The organism is Novosphingobium fuchskuhlense, assembly GCF_001519075.1.
GTDB lineage: Bacteria > Pseudomonadota > Alphaproteobacteria > Sphingomonadales > Sphingomonadaceae > Novosphingobium > Novosphingobium fuchskuhlense.
In genome coordinates, this window is record NZ_KQ954244.1 from 915,728 (window position 1) to 933,834 (window position 18,107).

At 65.7% G+C, this 18,107-nt stretch carries 21 protein-coding genes; 10 read left to right on the forward strand and 11 right to left on the reverse strand.

The window, feature by feature from the left end; translation table 11 throughout:
- The first annotated feature begins 94 nt into the window (after positions 1 to 94).
- Positions 95 to 292, forward strand: coding sequence for a zinc-finger domain-containing protein (locus AQZ52_RS04145; protein ID WP_067906643.1), 198 nt, complete (start codon positions 95 to 97; stop codon positions 290 to 292).
- A gap of 50 nt (positions 293 to 342) precedes the next feature.
- Here AQZ52_RS04145 and AQZ52_RS18410 read toward each other — a convergent pair whose 3' ends face one another.
- Entirely contained in the window at positions 343 to 525 is a 183-nt protein-coding gene (locus AQZ52_RS18410) for a hypothetical protein (protein WP_156424776.1), read from the reverse strand.
- Between the two features lie 275 nt (positions 526 to 800).
- Between AQZ52_RS18410 and tldD the strand changes: the two genes are divergently transcribed.
- From tldD to AQZ52_RS04180, 7 genes are all read left to right on the forward strand, one after another.
- Positions 801 to 2,228, forward strand: a complete 1,428-nt coding sequence (gene tldD / locus AQZ52_RS04150) for a metalloprotease TldD (protein ID WP_067906645.1) — start codon at positions 801 to 803, stop codon at positions 2,226 to 2,228.
- A gap of 214 nt (positions 2,229 to 2,442) precedes the next feature.
- Positions 2,443 to 2,868: a hypothetical protein gene (locus AQZ52_RS04155; RefSeq protein WP_067906647.1), complete on the forward strand. Its 426-nt coding sequence runs from the start codon at positions 2,443 to 2,445 to the stop codon at positions 2,866 to 2,868.
- Between the two features lie 72 nt (positions 2,869 to 2,940).
- Positions 2,941 to 3,513 (forward strand): GNAT family N-acetyltransferase, encoded by a 573-nt coding sequence (locus AQZ52_RS04160; RefSeq protein WP_067906649.1) that lies wholly within the window; start codon positions 2,941 to 2,943, stop codon positions 3,511 to 3,513.
- 7 nt (positions 3,514 to 3,520) lie between these two features.
- Positions 3,521 to 4,654: a flavodoxin-dependent (E)-4-hydroxy-3-methylbut-2-enyl-diphosphate synthase gene (gene ispG, locus AQZ52_RS04165; protein WP_067906651.1), complete on the forward strand. Its 1,134-nt coding sequence runs from the start codon at positions 3,521 to 3,523 to the stop codon at positions 4,652 to 4,654.
- A gap of 54 nt (positions 4,655 to 4,708) precedes the next feature.
- Complete coding sequence (locus AQZ52_RS04170) at positions 4,709 to 5,233, forward strand: retropepsin-like aspartic protease family protein (RefSeq protein WP_067906653.1); 525 nt, start codon at positions 4,709 to 4,711, stop codon at positions 5,231 to 5,233.
- A gap of 33 nt (positions 5,234 to 5,266) precedes the next feature.
- Positions 5,267 to 5,773, forward strand: a complete 507-nt coding sequence (locus AQZ52_RS04175) for a GNAT family N-acetyltransferase (RefSeq protein ID WP_067906654.1) — start codon at positions 5,267 to 5,269, stop codon at positions 5,771 to 5,773.
- 10 nt (positions 5,774 to 5,783) lie between these two features.
- Positions 5,784 to 6,416, forward strand: coding sequence for a murein L,D-transpeptidase catalytic domain-containing protein (locus tag AQZ52_RS04180; protein WP_067906656.1), 633 nt, complete (start codon positions 5,784 to 5,786; stop codon positions 6,414 to 6,416).
- Here the strand turns inward: AQZ52_RS04180 and AQZ52_RS18415 are convergent.
- Both AQZ52_RS18415 and AQZ52_RS04185 read right to left on the reverse strand, forming a co-directional pair.
- The gene (locus tag AQZ52_RS18415) at positions 6,410 to 7,072 is read right to left on the reverse strand and encodes a hypothetical protein (protein WP_156424778.1); all 663 of its coding nucleotides are present in this window, start codon (positions 7,070 to 7,072) and stop codon (positions 6,410 to 6,412) included. The two genes, AQZ52_RS04180 and AQZ52_RS18415, sit on opposite strands and share 7 nt — an antisense overlap.
- Positions 7,069 to 8,496: a L,D-transpeptidase family protein gene (locus AQZ52_RS04185; RefSeq protein ID WP_067909420.1), complete on the reverse strand. Its 1,428-nt coding sequence runs from the start codon at positions 8,494 to 8,496 to the stop codon at positions 7,069 to 7,071. The genes AQZ52_RS18415 and AQZ52_RS04185 overlap by 4 nt, the downstream gene beginning before the upstream one ends.
- 110 nt (positions 8,497 to 8,606) lie before the next feature.
- Between AQZ52_RS04185 and AQZ52_RS04190 the strand changes: the two genes are divergently transcribed.
- Positions 8,607 to 9,566, forward strand: coding sequence for a DMT family transporter (locus AQZ52_RS04190; RefSeq protein WP_338045477.1), 960 nt, complete (start codon positions 8,607 to 8,609; stop codon positions 9,564 to 9,566).
- 3 nt (positions 9,567 to 9,569) lie between these two features.
- Here the strand turns inward: AQZ52_RS04190 and AQZ52_RS04195 are convergent, their stop codons facing one another.
- Positions 9,570 to 9,755 (reverse strand): hypothetical protein, encoded by a 186-nt coding sequence (locus AQZ52_RS04195; RefSeq protein ID WP_067906658.1) that lies wholly within the window; start codon positions 9,753 to 9,755, stop codon positions 9,570 to 9,572.
- Between the two features lie 267 nt (positions 9,756 to 10,022).
- Here AQZ52_RS04195 and acnA point away from each other — a divergent pair, with 267 nt between their 5' ends.
- Entirely contained in the window at positions 10,023 to 12,692 is a 2,670-nt protein-coding gene (gene acnA / locus AQZ52_RS04200; RefSeq protein WP_067906659.1) for an aconitate hydratase AcnA, read from the forward strand.
- A gap of 127 nt (positions 12,693 to 12,819) precedes the next feature.
- Here acnA and AQZ52_RS18075 read toward each other — a convergent pair whose 3' ends face one another.
- The 7 genes from AQZ52_RS18075 to AQZ52_RS04235 form a co-directional block, all read right to left on the reverse strand.
- Positions 12,820 to 13,857 carry a PEP-CTERM sorting domain-containing protein gene (locus tag AQZ52_RS18075; RefSeq protein WP_082697541.1) on the reverse strand — a complete coding sequence of 346 codons (1,038 nt, stop codon included), beginning with the start codon at positions 13,855 to 13,857 and terminating at the stop codon, positions 12,820 to 12,822.
- A gap of 226 nt (positions 13,858 to 14,083) precedes the next feature.
- Positions 14,084 to 15,118: a Holliday junction branch migration DNA helicase RuvB gene (ruvB, locus tag AQZ52_RS04210; protein WP_067906661.1), complete on the reverse strand. Its 1,035-nt coding sequence runs from the start codon at positions 15,116 to 15,118 to the stop codon at positions 14,084 to 14,086.
- A gap of 1 nt (position 15,119) precedes the next feature.
- Entirely contained in the window at positions 15,120 to 15,740 is a 621-nt protein-coding gene (gene ruvA, locus AQZ52_RS04215) for a Holliday junction branch migration protein RuvA (protein ID WP_067906663.1), read from the reverse strand.
- 77 nt (positions 15,741 to 15,817) lie between these two features.
- Entirely contained in the window at positions 15,818 to 16,372 is a 555-nt protein-coding gene (locus AQZ52_RS04220) for a DUF4337 domain-containing protein (protein ID WP_067906664.1), read from the reverse strand.
- A 65-nt stretch (positions 16,373 to 16,437) separates the two neighbouring features.
- Complete coding sequence (ruvC, locus tag AQZ52_RS04225; RefSeq protein ID WP_067906666.1) at positions 16,438 to 16,914, reverse strand: crossover junction endodeoxyribonuclease RuvC; 477 nt, start codon at positions 16,912 to 16,914, stop codon at positions 16,438 to 16,440.
- On the reverse strand, positions 16,911 to 17,261 hold the full coding sequence (locus tag AQZ52_RS04230; protein WP_067906668.1) for a DUF3147 family protein: 351 nt from the start codon (positions 17,259 to 17,261) through the stop codon (positions 16,911 to 16,913). The genes ruvC and AQZ52_RS04230 overlap by 4 nt, the downstream gene beginning before the upstream one ends.
- 13 nt (positions 17,262 to 17,274) lie before the next feature.
- The gene (locus AQZ52_RS04235) at positions 17,275 to 18,039 is read right to left on the reverse strand and encodes a YebC/PmpR family DNA-binding transcriptional regulator (RefSeq protein WP_067906670.1); all 765 of its coding nucleotides are present in this window, start codon (positions 18,037 to 18,039) and stop codon (positions 17,275 to 17,277) included.
- Positions 18,040 to 18,107: the final 68 nt, after the last annotated feature.

Below are 18,107 nucleotides of genomic sequence, written 5' to 3' on the forward strand. Positions count from 1 at the left end.
GCCGCTTGCTTCCTCGCACGTAAAGGGGTTTGGGCAGGCACCGCGTTGTCGGCCCAGCTTGTATCACGGGCGCCGGTTTGCTACCCGCGCCGCCATGAGCACGATCAAGGCACCCGAGACGGTTCTGACCACAAGCACGCGCGTGCGCTGCGACGGCGCGGACAATATCCGCGGCGGTGCGGCGCTGGGCCATCCCCGCGTGTTCATCGAGATCGACGAGCGCGGCTTTGCCGAGTGCGGGTATTGCGACCGGCGCTTTGTCCTCAAGGGCGGGCCGGCGGACTTATCCTAATCGTTGCGGGCCTCAGTTTAGGGGAGATCGATTGTGAAGGACCGTTTCCCTCAATGCTTTTTGGCAGCGATCTTGGCTTTCGCGATTGTTCCATCCACGCCTGCGGCTGCATTGCCTACTAACGGGATTCCGACGCAGATCGGTACTTGCTCCTTTTCAGTTGTAAAATCAGTTGAGCAAAGATTGGTTGATGGTTCTACCAATAGACCCATTGCTGGTTCTGGTTCTGCCATTGAACTGGCTAATGGCGTCTATGGAGTTTCTTATGATCAGGTCGGTGCTGTAAACCGTTCTCGGCGGGGCGACCGTGTCCTCACCTGCCTAGTCAAGGTTCCCAAGGGGTGTCCTCCTGGGGACAAGCGGGGGCGGCTTTATACAACGACCAACCTTCGCACGGAGGAGTCATGGACGTTGCCTGATGCAGAGCACATGTGCGGCGGAGCATGATCGAAATGGGTTTGCTCACTTTTGGTTTGAGTGAGCGCCCTTGCTGCCTATATCCTTGGGCATGACCCATACGCCCGACGCCCGCTCGCTGCTCTATCGCCCCGGTTTGCTGACCCCTGACGAGGCCAAGCGCCTGACCGCGACAGCGTTGGGGGCCTGCGAGGATGGCGAACTCTATCTCCAGTTCATCGCGAGCGAGAGCTTCGGCTTCGATGACGGGCGGCTCAAGACGGCGGACTATTCGCGCGATGCCGGGTTCGGTCTGCGCGGCGTTTCGGGCGAGATGACCGGGTTTGCCCATGCCAACGAGATATCGGCTGCCGCCATCGCCCGCGCGGGTGAGACGCTGAAGCTGCTCGATCCGGCGAAGACCGCGCCTGCGGCCGCGCCGCGCCAGAACAACCGGCACCTTTATACCGATGCCTCGCCGCTCGATGCGATTCCCTTCGCGGCCAAGGTCAAGCTGCTCGAGACAATCGATGCTGCTGCCCGCGCGCGCGATCCGCGCGTGGCGCAGGTTTCGGCGAGCCTCGCGGCAAGCTGGTCGGTGGTCGAGATCGTGCGCGCGGACGGCTTTGTCGCGCAGGACGTGCGGCCGCTGGTGCGGCTCAACGTGTCCATCGTTGCCGAACAGAACGGACGGCGCGAGACGGGCAGCTTCGGTCTCGGCGGGCGGCGGCTCTATGATGACCTCTTCGAGGAAGGCACCTGGAACCGCGCGATCGACAGCGCATTGGCGCAGGCGCTGGTCAATCTGGAATCGGTGGATGCCCCTGCGGGCGAGATGACCGTGCTGCTCGGCCCCGGCTGGCCCGGCGTGCTGCTGCACGAGGCCGTGGGCCACGGCCTCGAAGGCGATTTCAACCGCAAGGGCACCAGTGCCTTTTCCGGCCGCATTGGCGAGCGGGTGGCGGCGCCGGGGGTTACGGTGGTGGATGACGGCTCCATTCCAGGCCGACGCGGTTCGCTGACCATCGATGATGAAGGCACGCCGACCGAGGAGACCGTGCTGATCGAGGACGGCGTGCTCAAGGGCTATATCCACGACCGCATGAGCGCGCGGCTGATGGGCCTTGCCCCCACCGGCAACGGGCGGCGCGAAAGCTATGCCCACGCGCCCATGCCCCGCATGACCAACACCTTCATGCGCGGCGGGAATGATGATCCGGCAGAGCTGCTGAGCCGCGTGAAGAACGGGATCTTCGCCAAGTCCTTCGGCGGCGGGCAGGTCGACATCACCAGCGGCAAGTTCGTGTTTTCCTGCACCGAGGCCTACCGCGTCGAAAACGGCAAGCTGGGGGCGCCGATCAAGGGCGCAACGCTGATCGGCGATGGCCCCAGCGTGCTGACCCGGGTGACCGGAATCGGCCATGACATGGCGCTCGACGAAGGCGTCGGCGTCTGCGGCAAGGGCGGGCAGAGCGTGCCGGCGGGCGTGGGCCAACCAACCCTGCTGGTCGAGGGGCTGACAGTCGGCGGCACGGCGTAAGGGGCTGATCCGAAGCTCGCCAAAGGGCGAGTTTCGAGGCGGCACCGGCCCTCCCTCGCTGTCTCGAATCGCGACAGCGAAGGCGGGGTTGGGCCGAGGCGCTGGATGTGGCCGGGATGATAGTTTATATCATCCCTAGGGAAACTACAGTCAGCAAGGGTTAAGCCGACCCGGCGCAGACTGCTCCGCATCAACCGAGAAAGGCTAGAGGTCCATGATCCGCACTGCACAACGGCTTGCGATCGTTGCCGCGGCCAGCGCGCTGGCGCTGGCTGGCGCTGCAGCCGATGCCAAACCGCGCCTCACCGGCGAGGAACAGCTTGCCAAGATGCTCGAAGGCCGGGTTGCCGGCGAGCCGGTCAACTGCATCTCGCTCCCCAACGTCCAGTCCTCGCGCGTGATCGACAAGACCGCGATCGTCTACGGCAGCGGCAGCACGCTTTATGTGCAGCGGCCGAAGTCGGGCGCGCAGTCGCTCGATTCCGACGACATCCTGGTCACCCATCTGACGAGTTCGCAGCTGTGCAGCATCGATACGGTGCAGCTGCGCGATCGCAACGGGTACTTCTGGCGCGGTTTCGTCGGGCTCGACAAGTTCGTGCCCTATACCAAGCCCGCCAAGGTCGCCCTCGCGAACTGATCCAGCGGACCCGCCTCGCACAATGGCGGGGCCGGATTGATCTTGATCGGTCCCTGGCGGTATGGGCGCGATATGAACACCGCGCCCCAACCGCACTTGCGCCTCGCCACGCCTGAAGACACTGCCGCGCTCGCCGATCTGGCGCGCCGCGCGGTCAGCGCCAAGTTCCAGCACCTTTACAAACCGGAAGACTTCGCGGCCTTCATGGAGGCCGCGCACAGCGATGCCAAGGTCGCGAAGGAAATCGCCGATCCGGGCATGCGCGTGGCGGTGGTCGAAGAGGCGGGCACGCTGGTCGCCTTCTGCAAGCTGGTGCTGCAGAGCACGCTGCCCACCGGGCACAGCGATGCGCGCAGGCCGCTTGAACTCAAGCAGCTCTACACCGATCCCGCGCGCATCGGCGGGGGGCTGGGCAAGCGGCTGATGGACTGGGCGCTGGCCGAGGCGGAGCGTGAGGTCGCGGACGAGGTACAGCTGACCGTCTACAGCGAAAACGTCGAGGCCCAGCGGTTCTACCACCGCTATGGTTTTGCCAAGATCGCCGATATCGAGTTCTGGGTGGGCAACCACTGCGATCCTGAGTTTTTGTATGCCCGGCCGATGGCTGTTCAAGGCCATGGCCTTGCCGAGGCCGAACAGGTATAAGCCCCCCATGTCATCCGTACGCCCCTGGCGCGATATCGCGCGCCGAAAGAGCCGCCAGATCATGGTCGGATCCGTTCCCGTTGGCGGCGATGCGCCGATCACGGTGCAGACCATGACCAATACCCTGACCAGCGACCCCGTCGCCACGATCAACCAGATCAGACGCTGCGAGGATGCCGGGGCGGATATCATCCGGGTTTCGTGCCCGGACGTGGAAAGCACCGCGGCGCTGGGCAAGATCGTGCGCGCGGCGCGCGTGCCCATCGTGGCGGACATCCATTTTCACTACAAGCGCGCGCTCGAAGCCGCTGATGCGGGCGCGGCGTGCCTGCGCATCAACCCCGGCAACATCGGCTCCTCCGAACGCGTGGCCGAAGTGGTCCGCGCGGCCAAGGCCAATGGCTGCGCGATCCGCATCGGCGTGAACGCGGGGAGCCTCGAGAAGGACCTCCTCGAAAAGTACGGCGAGCCGTGCCCCGATGCGCTGGTCGAATCGGCGCTCGATCACATCAAGCTGCTGCAGGACCACGATTTCCACGAATACAAGGTGGCGGTGAAAGCCTCTGACGTGTTCCTTGCGGTCGCGGCCTACATGGGCCTTGCCGAAGCGGTCGATTGCCCGCTGCATCTGGGTATCACCGAGGCGGGCGGCCTGATCGGCGGGACGGTCAAGTCCTCGATCGGGCTGGGCAGCCTGCTCTGGGCGGGCATCGGCGATACCCTGCGCGTCTCGCTTTCGGCCGAGCCCGAAGAGGAAGTGCGTGTCGGCTTCGAGATCCTGAAGTCGCTCGGCCTGCGCACACGCGGCGTGCGCGTCGTCTCGTGCCCCTCCTGCGCGCGGCAGGGCTTTGACGTGATCCGCACGGTGGAGGCGCTGGAAAGCCGCCTCAGCCATATCAAGACGCCGATCTCGCTTTCGGTGCTGGGCTGCGTGGTGAACGGGCCCGGCGAAGCGCGCGAGACGGATGTCGGCCTCACCGGCGGCGGCAACGGCAAGCACATGGTCTACCTCTCGGGCGTGACCGACCACACCGTGCAGGACGAGGACATGCTCGAGCATATCGTCAGCCTGGTCGAAGCCAAGGCGGCCGAGATGGAAGCGGCGACCACCGATGCGGGGAAGTCGGAAGTACCGGCCTGATCCGGGCAGTCTTGGCGATTTGCTAACCCCTTTGCGGGCATCTTCGCGCCTGCCATGAATCGCTTCATCGTCATCGCCGGGCTGGTGGTCGTCGGCAGTGCGCTGCTGGCGCCTCGGCTCAAGGTCGAGCCTGCCGAGGCGGGGCGGCCGGCCAGGGCCGCGCATGCCTCCCCCTGGAGCAAGGATGCCCCGACACCGCCGCGCGGGGGACCAGCCGAAATGGTCGAGATCGCGCGCGATGCGGGCGGTCAATTCCACCTCGATGTCGATGTCGGCGGCGAGCCGGTGCGCTTCCTCGTCGATACCGGGGCCGATGTCGTCGCGCTGACGGAGGACGATGCGGACCAGTTGGGGCTCAAGCCCGATCCCGGCGCCTATCGGCCGATGCTGCAGACAGCCTCTGGCACGGGCCTTGCCGCTCCGGTCGAGATCGACCGGATGACCATCGGCGGGCATGAACTGGTCGGCGTGGCGGCGGTGGTCGTACCCGATCTGCCGGTCAGCCTGCTCGGCCAATCGGCACTGCGCCGGCTGGGCAGCGTGACCTTGAAGGGTGACCGGCTGCTCATCGCAGGCTAAGGGCCTTGCTTCCGCACCAGCCGCGAGCCTGCCATGTCGCTTTCGATCCGTTTCGCCACGCCCGATGACCTGCCCCTGATCGCGCACCTGATCCGCGCGCTTGCCGAGTACGAGAAGCTGGCGGATGAGGTGCGCTTTGATGAAGCCGTGCTGGGCGAAAAGCTCTTCGGAGCCCGCCCCTTTGCCGAGGTGATCATCGGCGAGGTTGATGGTGCGCCGCAGGGTTTCGCCCTGTTCTTCCACAATTTCTCGACCTTCGAGGGGAAGCCCGGCGTCTATCTCGAAGACCTGTTCGTGCGGCCCGAGGCGCGCGGCAGCGGGCTGGGCAAGGCGCTGCTCGCGCGGCTGGCGGCCATCGCGGTGGAGCGGGACTGCGCGCGGCTCGAATGGTCGGTGCTCGACTGGAACGCGCCGGCCATCGGCTTCTACAAGAAGCTCGGCGCGCGGCTGATGGACGAGTGGACGGTGATGCGGGTGGACGGCGCGGCGCTGGTGCAGCTTGGCGCCCGATCGGCCGCGGACACTGGAAAAACGGCCTGATCAACCGTACATGGAGGACATGACGGGATTGGTGAACAGGCGCGGGCTCATCACCGGCGCGGCGGCGACCCTTGCCGCAGCCGCCCTGCCTGCGCGCGTGTTTGCCCAGCCCTACAGCGTACCCGAACAGAACCGCCGCATCCTTGCTGTCGCGAAGGAGCAGGTGGCGCGGGCGGGCAAGGTGCTGTGGCGCACCGACATCGTGGGCATTGCCGATTTCGCGCTGCCTTCGGCGATGCCCAGGCTCCACTTCGCCAATCTCGAGAAGGGCGAAGTCCGCTCGTTCCTCGTTGCCCACGGCAAGGGTTCAGATCCGGAGCACGACGGGTTCCTCAAGACCTTTTCGAACGATGTCGGCAGCCTCGCCACTGCGCGCGGGGCGTACATCACCTATGAGTGGTATGTCGGCAAATACGGCACCTCGATCCGGCTCGGCGGCCTCGACCCTGAAAACAGCAACACGCTGGACCGCGCGATCGTGTTGCACCCGGCGTGGTACGCCAATCCCGGCGTGCTGGAGAAATGGGGCAAGCTGGGGCGCAGCGACGGCTGCTTCGCGATGAGCGAGGCCGATTTCAACGAGGCGCTGTGGCACCTTTCGGGCGGGCGGCTGCTCTATGCAGACCGGCTGGGGATTTATTGAGGGCGCGGAACAGCTTTGAGATAGGGACCGACCGCTGCTCTCTCGACGATCTCCAAGCCGAAAGACTTGTCGATCACTGGATCCGTCTTGCGTATTTCATCCAACGCTGCCGAGTATGAGCTCCTGCTATTGACGCATAGCTCGCGGCCAACCGCGACAAAGTCTGCAACTGTTTCTGCCTCAGACAGCTTGGCCTTCGTAAGCAGCCAATCTTCGCCCAAGTATATACCTTCCATTTTTTGTGTAACGGCGACCCTGAGGCAGCCAACGTAACGAGCAAGCGGTACGGCGATAGCCGGGTAATCGACGGGCAAACCTTTTACGGCTGCACCACTCTCTAATCGCTCAATCAGCGCACCATCTGCAGCCCGGCGCATTTTAGCTCTCAGATTGTCAGTCGCGTTTGGCCCGGTCGCGCCAGAAATCACCGACAGCATCGATTTGACAGCAACGATTCGCTCGGTCTTACAGGCATCTTCAGCGTCCCATGAAATCTTCGGGAGATCGGTTCGATCTAGAGATGCTGAAGCGGCAAAGGATTTGGCGCAGTCAAATGCTGCCAGATAAGCAGTCGATGCAGCTTTGCCCGCAGGCGACGTGTATACCGATTGCGCGTCGTTGGTAGCCGCAACCAACAACAAGACGCTGCTGATCAAAGCGGATTATCCAGCTTGATGATCGCTTCGTTGCTCTTGCGCTGGCTGGTGTGGAGTTCGCGCGGTTTGGTGAAGCTGGCGATGACCGGGGCGTCGCGCTGGTAGATGTCCGGGAAGCTGCGCATCAGGCCGGTCACGTCGCGCGCGACGGTGAAGTAGGTGATGTAGACCGCCCAGGGCTTGGTCATCGGCACCTTGGTGTACTTGCCCGAGAGGTTGTACTGCACCGCGGTTTCGGGCGGCAGGTCGGCGCCGAGGATCGCCATCGTCATCGCGAGTTCGGTCGCGCGTTCGGCGCGGATGCAGCCGTGGCTCAGCGCGCGCGCCGGGAGGGCGAAGAGGCTGCGGTTGGGCGTATCGTGGATGTAGATCGCGTGCTCGTTGGGCATGTCGAGCTTCACGCGGCCGAGCGAATTGGTGTCGCCCGGCTGCTGCACCACGGTGATCGTGCCGTCGGCGGCCTTGGTCGCGACATAGCCTTCTCGCGCGGCCTGACGCGGGTTCTTGATCAGCCGCGCGCCAAGGCCTTCGCCGACCACGATCGACTGCGGCACCGTCCAGGTCGGGTTGAACACCACGTTCTTGACCTGCTCGGCCAGCTGCGGCGTTGCCGTCTTGCCCGGCTTGCCGACGATCGCGCGGTAGGAGCGGATGATCCTGTTGTTCACCGTCAGCCGGAGTTCCTGCTCGGGCACGTTGATGATGAGGTACTGGAGCCCAAGATCGCGCCCGAGCCAGCGCCAGCGGTCCATGTTGGCCTTGATCATCGCGATCTGGCGCGGGTCCTTCGCCTTGGACAGCATATCGCGCAGCAGGGCATAGTCGGGGTGCGTCGGCGCGAGCGAGGCGAGCACGCCGGGGATGTCATGCGTTTCGGTGGCCTGCGCGAGGAGCTGGCTGTTGGGGTGAAGGTCCTGATCGGGATCGACCGCGAACCACTGCACCCGCGCGGGCATCGGCGTGCGCCCATCGCGCATGTCCTCGGCGAGCCAGACGAAGAGGCGGCTGGCGAGCGCATCGAGATCATCGCCCTCACCCTTGGCGATCTGGGCGGCAAGCCTGGCGGGCTCGTAGTCCGCCGGGGACAGGCCTTCCTTCCCGACGCCCCGGATCGCGGCGAGCAGCGCCTGCGCATCGGCGAGGGTCCAGTGGGCCAGCGGCGGCGGGACCGGCTGAAACACCGGGGCAGGCGCACCGGTGGCGGGTCCGTTCGTTGCGGTGGGGACGGGCGCGGGCGCCGGAGTCGTTGCCGGAGTCGTTGCGGTCGGAGCGGGCTTCGGGGGCTGCACGGCCGCGGTCAGGTCGACGGGGCCCTTCTGTGTTTCCGGCTGCGCTCCCTGCGCTGCCAGGGCGGGCGCTCCCAGCACGGCCCAGCCGAAGGCCGCAGTGCAGAGAAGGCCACCGAGGCTGGTCCGTTCGTTCATGCGCATTGCCTTGGTCATTCTCTCTCTCTGCCACCCTGCTTGAGTGCGATTCCTGCCCCAAGCCGCCTTTGCAATCAAGCGAACCACCTGACTCTATGCTGAATTGCGTAATGCCGGATCAGGCGCACTTTGCGCTCGGGCTGCAGGATGGCTATGGGCGGGCGATGAAGCGCGCCGTTCCCCTCCTGCCCATTCTTTCCGCCCTCACCGGGCTGCTCTGCTTCGGTGTGATGGACGGCTTCATGAAGATCGCCTCGATCGCGGTGGGTGCCTATGCTGCGCTGTTCTGGCGCAACATGGTGGGCTCGGTGGTCATGCTGCCGGTGTGGCTCGCCCGCGGCAACAAGGACGGACGGCGCGGCCTGCCCGCATGGCCGGCGATGCGGCTGCATTTCATGCGCTCGGGCGTTTGCGGGGTCATGGCCGTGCTGTTCTTCTACGGGCTTGCCCGCACGCCCGTGGCCGAAGCCATGGCGCTATCTTTCATCGCGCCGCTGATGGCACTCTACCTCGCCGCTGTCACGCTGGGCGAGGAGCTTTCGCGCCGCGCCGTCACCGGCTCCCTGCTCGCGCTTGGCGGCGTGGGGGTCATCGCGGCCGGCAAGTTCGGCGGGACCTACAATGCCGAGAGTGTCCACGGCCTCATCGCGATCCTGCTCTCCGCCGTGCTTTATGCCTGGAACCTCGTGCTGCAGCGGCGGCAGTCGCAGCTTGCAGGGCCCGAGGAAATCTCGTTCTTCCAGACATTCCTGATCTTCTGCCTGCTCAGCCTTGGCGCGTGGTGGTTCGCGCCGGTGCCGCCGGTGCATGTCTGGCTGGTGCTGGCCGCATCGGCTGTGCTCTCGACAGGCTCGCTGATGCTGCTGGGCTGGGCCTATGCCCGTGCCGAGGCGCAAGTTTTGGTGCCGCTTGAATACACGGCCTTCATCTGGGCCGCGCTGACGGGCTGGGTGGTCTTTTCGGAGCCGCTCACCGTGCGCACCCTGGCGGGTGTGGTGCTGATCGTGGCGGGCTGTCTGATCGCGCTGCGCCGTTCGGCGCCAGCCGAAGCCGGCGCCGAACGCGCCTGACCTTCAGCCGGTGAAATAGCTGCCGAAGGCGTGCACAGCCGCGCCGGCGATGACCGCAAACGACAACGCGGCAGCAATCATCGCTGCGCCCAGATCCGACGAATGAATGCCTGCGGGTGCGGGGCGAGGCGCAATGGCCGGGTGCCGCCGGTGCGAAGACGCGCGATACGGGGGGGTGTACTTTGACATGGCAAGGGGCCCTTTCGAGAGAGCCGGCAGCGCCGGGGTCAGCCTATATAAGACACTTTCGGTGAATGTTAAGTAAAAATGCAACATAAATGTAACTTAGTGAGGGCTCGTCGCTGCAGCCGACCAATTGCCCATGCATTTCATGCGTGGCGCAAGCCTTGACGCGCGGCCCTTGACGCGCTGCGACTCTCGGCGCATCGGGCACCCATGTCGCGGGGCGGCTCCGGCGCGGCAAACGGCATCAACTTTAAGGGATTAGGTTCAGCCATGACCCAGGTCGGACAGGACACGCTCGGCGCGCGCAGCACGCTTACCGTCGGTGGCAAGGATTACGCCTACTACGCACTCGGCAAGGCCGCAGCGGCTTACGGCGATGTTTCGCGCTTGCCGTTCTCGATGAAGGTCCTGCTCGAAAACCTGCTGCGCTTCGAGGACGGCGGCTTTACCGTCTCGACGGACGACATCAAGGCGCTGGTCGACTGGCAGAAGGATCCCTCGAGCAGCCGAGAGATCCAGTATCGTCCGGCGCGCGTGCTACTGCAGGATTTCACCGGCGTGCCCTGCGTTGTCGACCTGGCCGCCATGCGTGATGCGATTGCCAAGCTGGGCGGTGACACCTCGCGGATCAATCCGCTGGTGCCGGTGCACCTCGTGATCGACCACTCGGTCATGGTCGACGAGTTCGGCCATCCCAAGGCCTTCGAGCAGAACGTCGAGATCGAATACTACCGCAACGGCGAGCGGTATGACTTCCTCAAGTGGGGTTCGAAGAGCCTCGCGAACTTCAAGGCGGTTCCTCCGGGCACCGGCATCTGCCACCAGGTCAACCTCGAGCATATCGCACAGGCGGTATGGACGAGCGAAGGCCCGGATGGCACGACCGTCGCCTATCCCGACACCTGCGTCGGCACCGACAGCCACACCACGATGATCAACGGCCTCGGCGTGCTGGGCTGGGGCGTCGGCGGGATCGAGGCCGAAGCGGCCATGCTCGGCCAGCCGGTCTCGATGCTGATCCCCGAAGTCGTCGGCTTCAAGTTCACCGGCGAGCTGAAGGAAGGCGTGACCGCAACCGACCTCGTGCTCACCTGCACCAGCATGCTGCGCAAGCATGGTGTGGTGGGCCGCTTCGTCGAATACTACGGCCCGGGCCTCGCCTCGCTGACGCTGGCTGACCGCGCGACGCTGGCCAACATGGCACCGGAATACGGCGCAACCTGCGGCTTCTTCGGCATTGACGACAAGACGCTCGACTACATGCGCCTGACCGGCCGCGACGAGAACCAGATCGCGCTGACTGAAGCCTATGCCAAGGCGCAGGGCTTCTGGATCGACCCTTCGATCGAGCCGGTGTTCACCTCGACGCTGGAACTCGACCTCGGCACCGTCGTGCCCAGCCTTGCCGGCCCCAAGCGCCCGCAGGACCGCGTCTCGCTGCCCGACGTCGACGACGTGTTCAACGCCGACATGGCGAACACCTACAAGAAGGCGCAGCAGCGCGTTCCGGTCGAAGGCATGGACTTCGATATCGGCGACGGCGACGTGACGATCGCGGCGATCACCAGCTGCACCAACACCTCGAACCCGGGCGTGCTGGTGGCGGCGGGCCTCGTTGCCAAGAAGGCCAACGAGCTGGGCCTGAAGCCCAAGCCCTGGGTCAAGACCAGCCTCGCGCCGGGCTCGCAGGTGGTGACCGACTATCTTGTGCGCGCAGGCCTTCAGGAGCACCTCGATGCGGTGGGCTTCAACCTCGTCGGCTATGGCTGCACCACCTGCATCGGCAATTCGGGCCCGCTGGCCGAGCCGATCAGCAAGGCGATCAACGAGAACGGCCTCGTCGCTGCCGCAGTGATTTCGGGCAACCGCAACTTCGAGGGCCGCGTTTCGCCCGACGTGCGCGCGAACTTCCTGGCGAGCCCGCCGCTGGTGGTGGCCTATGCGCTGAAGGGCACAGTGATCGAGGACTTCGTGAGCACACCGATCGGCCAGAGCAAGGACGGTGTCGATGTCTACCTCAAGGACATCTGGCCTTCGAACCACGAAGTCTACGAGACGATGGCCGGCTGCATGGACCGCGCGATGTTCCAAGCCCGCTATGCCGACGTCTACAAGGGCGACGCGCACTGGCAGGCGATCAACGTCGCGGGCTCGGAAACCTACAGCTGGCGCGCGGGTTCGACGTATGTCGCAAACCCGCCGTACTTCGAGGGCATGACGATGACCCCGGCGCCGGTGGGCGACATCATCGAGGCCAAGCCGCTGGCGATCCTCGGCGATTCGATCACCACCGACCACATCTCGCCGGCCGGTTCGATCAAGGCCGACAGCCCGGCGGGCAAGTGGCTGATGGAGCACCAGGTCGCCAAGGCGGACTTCAACTCCTACGGCGCGCGGCGCGGCCACCATGAAGTGATGATGCGCGGCACCTTCGCCAACATCCGCATCAAGAACGAGATGGTCCCCGGCATCGAAGGCGGCATGAGCCGCTATGGCGCGGAGGTCGGTGCGATTTACGACGTGGCGATGCAGCACAAGGCCGACGGCACGCCGCTGGTTGTCATCGCGGGCAAGGAATACGGCACCGGCTCCAGCCGCGACTGGGCGGCCAAGGGCACCAACCTCCTGGGCGTGCGCGCGGTGATCGTGGAGAGCTTCGAGCGCATCCACCGCTCGAACCTCGTCGGCATGGGCGTGCTGCCGCTGCAGTTCAAGGACGGTGAGAGCCGCCAGACGCTGGGGCTGACGGGTGACGACACCTTCACCATCCGCGGCGTGGCGGGTCTGAAGCCGCGCCAGGACGTCGAGGTCGAGGTGACGCGCGCCGATGGTTCGACGTTCACGTTCACCGCGCTCTGCCGCATCGATACCGCCAACGAGCTGGAATACTACCTTAACGGCGGCATCCTGCACTACGTGTTGCGCAACCTGGCAGCCTGACGGCTGCCAGCGGCGTCTGCGGGCGTCTCGCCGGAATCAGGAAGGGCGGCTCCTCCCGGAGCCGCCCTTTTCTTTTGTTCGCGTTCTCGATGTACGTGCCGGTCTGCGCAAGCCGACCTGCCGGCGATCAGACGATGGCAGGTGCCTTGTTGCGGAGCGCATGACGGCGTCGCGCGACGAGGCCGGCCGCCGCTGCACCGAACAGCAGGACCATCGAAGGCTCGGGAACTTCCGTGCCGCCGTTGGTCGTTCCACCGTTGGTCGTCCCACCATTGGTGGTGCCGCCGTTGGTGGTACCGCCATTGGTCGTCCCGCCGGTGGTCGTTGTTGTCGTGCTGCTGCCGTTGGAAGACGAGGAGGTCGAGCTGCTGGTGCTGCTCGACGTCGAGGACGACGTCGATGATGAGGTCGACGAGCTGCTCGTGACGTTGCCCGAGCTGGTCGAAGTCGACGAACTGGTGCTCACGTTGCCCGAAGACGTGCTCACATTGCCCGAACTGGTCGAGACGTTGCCCGAGGACGAACTGACGTTGCCGGACGAGGTGCTGACGTTGCCCGACGAGGTCGAGGTGCTGCTCGTCACCGCGCCGGAACTGGTCGACACGTTGCCGCTGGACGTGGAGGTCGAGATGTTGCCGCTCGAGGTGGACGTCGAGCCGCCCGACGTGGAAGTCGACCCGCCGGATGTGGAGGTCGAGCCGCCCGAAGTCGAGCTGCCGCCGGTCGAAGTCGAGCCGGTGCTGGTCGAGGAGACAACCACGCTGCCGCCGCCGCCACTGCCGCCACCGAAGAACCCGCCGAAGAAGCCGCCGCCGAATCCGCCGACCCCGCCGCCACCGATCACGACCGGCACCGCGCCACCACCGCCACCGGCTGCCTGGGGCGGCACCGGCGCCATATAGGGCACCGGGGCATAGGCCATCTGCTGCGGGGCCTGGCACGAGCGCGTGACGGTCGTCTTGACCACCCGGCGCATGCGTTGGACCGGACGCGGCGCGATGCTCTTCACGTAGCGCCGCACTTTGGTCTGCTTGACCTTGATCGGCTTCACGTGATGGATCTCAGCCGCCGAAGGCGCTTCCGAAACATGCACGGCGCCGCCGCCAAGCACTGCCCCGCCCGCTGCGCATGCCGCCAGTTTTGCCAATGCCATCCGAACCGACATGATAGTTGCTCTCTGTTCCCGGGGGACGAAGCCTTATCCGCACAATGGTGGACAAACCTTATCCCGACAGATTGAACAACGCAGATCGGCCCGGCTGCGGCAATCCTGTTAACCCCGTTTCAGGCCCTCACGGAGCCCCGAAATGGGCCAAAACGGGGCTCCCGGCCAAGTCTGTGCCAAACTGGAACCGAATTGCCCCGGGCGGTTACGCCATCAGCATTTACCGTTAGCCATTCTCGTCGGTCGCGAAGAGACCGGGCAACCCCTGCGTCGGGGGTGTGAGGCCAAGATGCTGCCAGCCGCGATCATTGAGGCAGCGGCCGCGCGCGGTGCGGGCGACGAGGCCGAGCTGGATGAGGTAGGGCTCGATCACGTCCTCGATCGTGTCGCGCGGCTCGGACAGGCCCGCCGCAAGGGTTTCGATGCCGACCGGGCCGCCCTTGTAGATATCGGCGATCATCGAGAGGTAGCGCCGGTCCTGCAGATCGAGCCCTAGCGAATCGACTTCGAGCCGGGTGAGGGCGCTGTCGGCCACTTCGCGGGTGATCACCTCTGCCCCGGCTACCTGCGCAAAATCGCGTACCCTGCGAAGGAGCCGCCCCGCCACGCGCGGGGTGCCGCGTGAGCGGCGGGCAATCTCGCCCGCGCCGCCCGGGTCGATCCCGATGCCGAGGAGATTCGAACCGCGCGAGACGACGCGCTCCAGCTCGGCCACGGTGTAGAACTGCAGCCGCACCGGAATGCCGAAGCGATCACGCAAGGGGGTGGCGAGGAGCCCCGCGCGGGTGGTCGCGCCGATGAGCGTGAAGGCGGGCAGATCGATCCGCACCGAGCGCGCGGAAGGGCCCTCGCCGATAATGAGATCGAGCGCGCGGTCCTCCATCGCGGGATAGAGCACTTCCTCGACCACGGGATTGAGGCGGTGGATCTCGTCGATGAAGAGGACATCGCCGCTTTCCAGATTGGTGAGCAGCGCCGCCAGATCGCCCGCCTTGGCGATGACGGGGCCCGACGTGGCGCGGAAATTGACCCCCATTTCGCGCGCGATGATCGCGGCGAGCGTGGTCTTGCCAAGGCCGGGCGGGCCATAGAACAGCACATGATCCATCGCCTCGCCGCGCTGCTTGGCGCTTTCAATGAACACATGCAGGTTCTCGCGCGCAGCTTCCTGACCGACGAATTCGGCGAGCGACTTCGGGCGCAGCGCAGCGTCTGCATCATCGGCCTGGCGGCGGGGGGTGAGGATGGGGTTGTCGGTCATTTCACCCGGTCGCCCGCTTCAGCGCCACGCGCACAAGATCGTTGAGCGGCGCGTCATCGCCCAGTTCCTTGACGGCAGCGGCCACGGCCATGCTCGCGGTGGCGGGTTTGAAGCCGAGGTTTTGCAGGGCGGAGATGGCGTCCGCGCTGGTGGAGCCGACGGGGGCGGCGGCGAGGCCTTCGATCGGGGGGCTTCCGGCACCGGCGGAGATGGGGCCGAGGCCGCCGGCCTTGTCCTTGAGTTCGTTGACGATGCGGCTGGCGAGCTTTGGCCCCACGCCCTGCGCGCGGGCGACCATGGCGGCATCGCCGCTGGCGCAGGCGCGCTGGAGGTCTTCGACCGAGAGCGCCGAGAGGATCGCGAGGGCCACTTTGCTGCCCACGCCCTGAACTGCTGTCAGCAGGCGGAACCAGCCGCGCTCACCGGCGCTGGTGAAGCCGATCAGGCGCTGGTCGTTCTCGGAGACCTGCAGTTCGGTGTGGACCACGACCCTGTCGCCGCGCACGCCGAGGCGCTCCAGCGTCTTGGCCGAACAATGGACGAGGTAGCCTACGCCGTTCACGTCGATGATGGCCCAATCGGGGCCGAAATCGTCTAGCAGGCCGGTGAGCTTGGCGATCATGGTTTGTTCTATGGCAGCGAACTTCCGGGTTCGCCAGCCCAAATGGATGGCCGGGCGGGGAAGCGGGCCGGTGCCGCCTAACCCAGGAAGGTGCTGAGCACGGCCGGGTGGAAGCTGCCGCCGAGAAAACCGTTGAGGCCCATGAACAGACCGAAGGCGCCGAACAGCCAGGCCGCGTAGAGCAGCATCGCGCTTTCGGCGAGCGCGGCGACGGCTGCCAGCGAGATCGCGGTGGAGATGGCCGCGTCCCCGGCGTCGAACTGGTCGTCGTGGACGTTGAGCGCGTCGTAGAGATCGCCTTGCGCCTTGGCGGCCCTGGCGAGATCCGGCGCTTCGGACTTGTACTTGGCGATGTCCTTGTCGAGCCGGGCGATCGCGGCAACGGCCTTGCCCGGCGGTGCGAGCAGGGCCAGTTGCTCGCGCTCGGCCTCGGCAAGGTGGAGTTTCGTCTTGGTCGCCTGATACTGGTTCCACCTATCGACCGAGGCGGACTGCGCCGCCTGCATCGCCTGCACGATATTGCCATCCTTGATGCCGCACAGGCCCGTGAAGACCGAGAGCACCACGACGGTGATCGCGACGAGACGGTTGAGCCGCTTGTCCTTGGCTTCGGCGCTGACTTCGATTTCCATGGGCGCATTGTCGCTTTGACGCGGACGCAGTCAAATGAAGGTTCGGTAAGGCCTCGCGTCAGGCCCTAACGGTGGCTGCCGATCATGTTGGCGTGGGTGATCGCGACGGCGAGCGCATCGGCCGCGTCCTCGCCCGCCAGCGTGACGCCGGGGAGCAGGACCTTGAGCATGGCCTGAACTTGCGCCTTTTCCGCCCCGCCGGTGCCGACCAGCGCCTTCTTGATGACCTTGGTCGGGTATTCGGCCACCGAAAGACCGGCCCGCGCCACCGCCAGCATGGCAACACCGCGCGCCTGACCGAGCTTCAAGGTCGACTGCGGGTTGATGTTGACGAAGACTTCCTCGACTGCCCCCGCATCGGGATGGTGCGCGGCGATCACTGCGGCAAGGCCGGCATCGAGCTCGACCAGACGCTCGGCCATCGAGGCCTTGGCGTCGGTGCGGATATGGCCGTTGGCGACATGGCTGAGGCGGCTGCCCGCCTTGGCCACCACGCCCCAGCCGGTGCAGGTGAGGCCGGGATCGATGCCGAGGATGATCACAGCCTCAGCCCGAACCTCGGCCCGATGTGCATCATGCCGAGGTAGAGCGCGACGGTGAGCGCGCAGCCTGCCGCCAGAGCGACCCAGAAGGAGACGCCGTGGCGCAGCAGCGCGGGGATCACGAGGAACATCGGCAGGCTGGGCAGCACGTACCAGAAGGTCGCCTCGGCATGGATCGCCATGTTCTCGGCATCGGGCCGCGCGCGCCACAGCAGGATCATGCCGAGCACCGAGACGAGCGGGAGCGAGGCGACGAGCGCGCCGACGGTGGGCAGCTTGCGGCCGATCTCGGAAATGAGCGCAATGAGCAGCCCCGAAAGCAGCGCCTTGATGGCGAGCGGCATCATGCTCTGTGGAGCATCAGCCCAGCTTCTCCATCACGTCGTCCGGGATTTCGTAGTTGCCCCAGACGGTCTGGACGTCGTCGTCATCCTCGAGCACGTCGATCAGCTTGAGCAGCGTTGCGGCGGTTTCCGCATCGACCGTGGTCGTCATGTTGGGCTTCCACGCGAGCTTGACGCCCTCTGCCTCGCCCAGCGTCTTTTCCAGTTCGCGCGCGACGGGGTGGAGCTGTTCGATGGCGACCCAGATCTGGTGGCTGCCAGGGTTCTCGTCGCCATCGCCCATATCGGATTCGACATCTTCGGCGCCGGCTTCGATGGCGGCTTCGAGGACCTTGTCCTCATCGCCCACCTTGCCGGGGTACTCGATCAGGCCGAGCCGTTCGAACCCGTGGCTGACCGCGCCCGAGGCACCGAGGTTGCCGCCGTTCTTGGCAAAGGCGGTGCGGACGTTGGTGGCGGTGCGGTTGCGGTTGTCGGTCAGCGCCTCGACGATGATCGCCACGCCGCCCGGGCCATAGCCCTCGTAGCGCACTTCCTCATAGCTGTCGCCTTCGCCCTTGGTGGCCTTGTCGATCGCGCGGGCGATGTTGTCCTTGGGCATCGACTGCGCCTTGGCCGCGTTGACGGCGGCGCGCAGGCGCGGGTTCATGTCCGGATCGGGCATGCCCATCTTGGCCGCGACGGTGATTTCGCGGGAGAGCTTGGAAAACATCGCCGAGCGCTTTTTGTCCTGAGCGCCCTTGCGGTGCATGATGTTCTTGAATTTGGAATGGCCTGCCATGGTCTGCCGCTTGTAGCTTTCTGGTGGGACTTTGGCGGTTCCCCTAGCCGAGACGCGCTGTGGCGGCA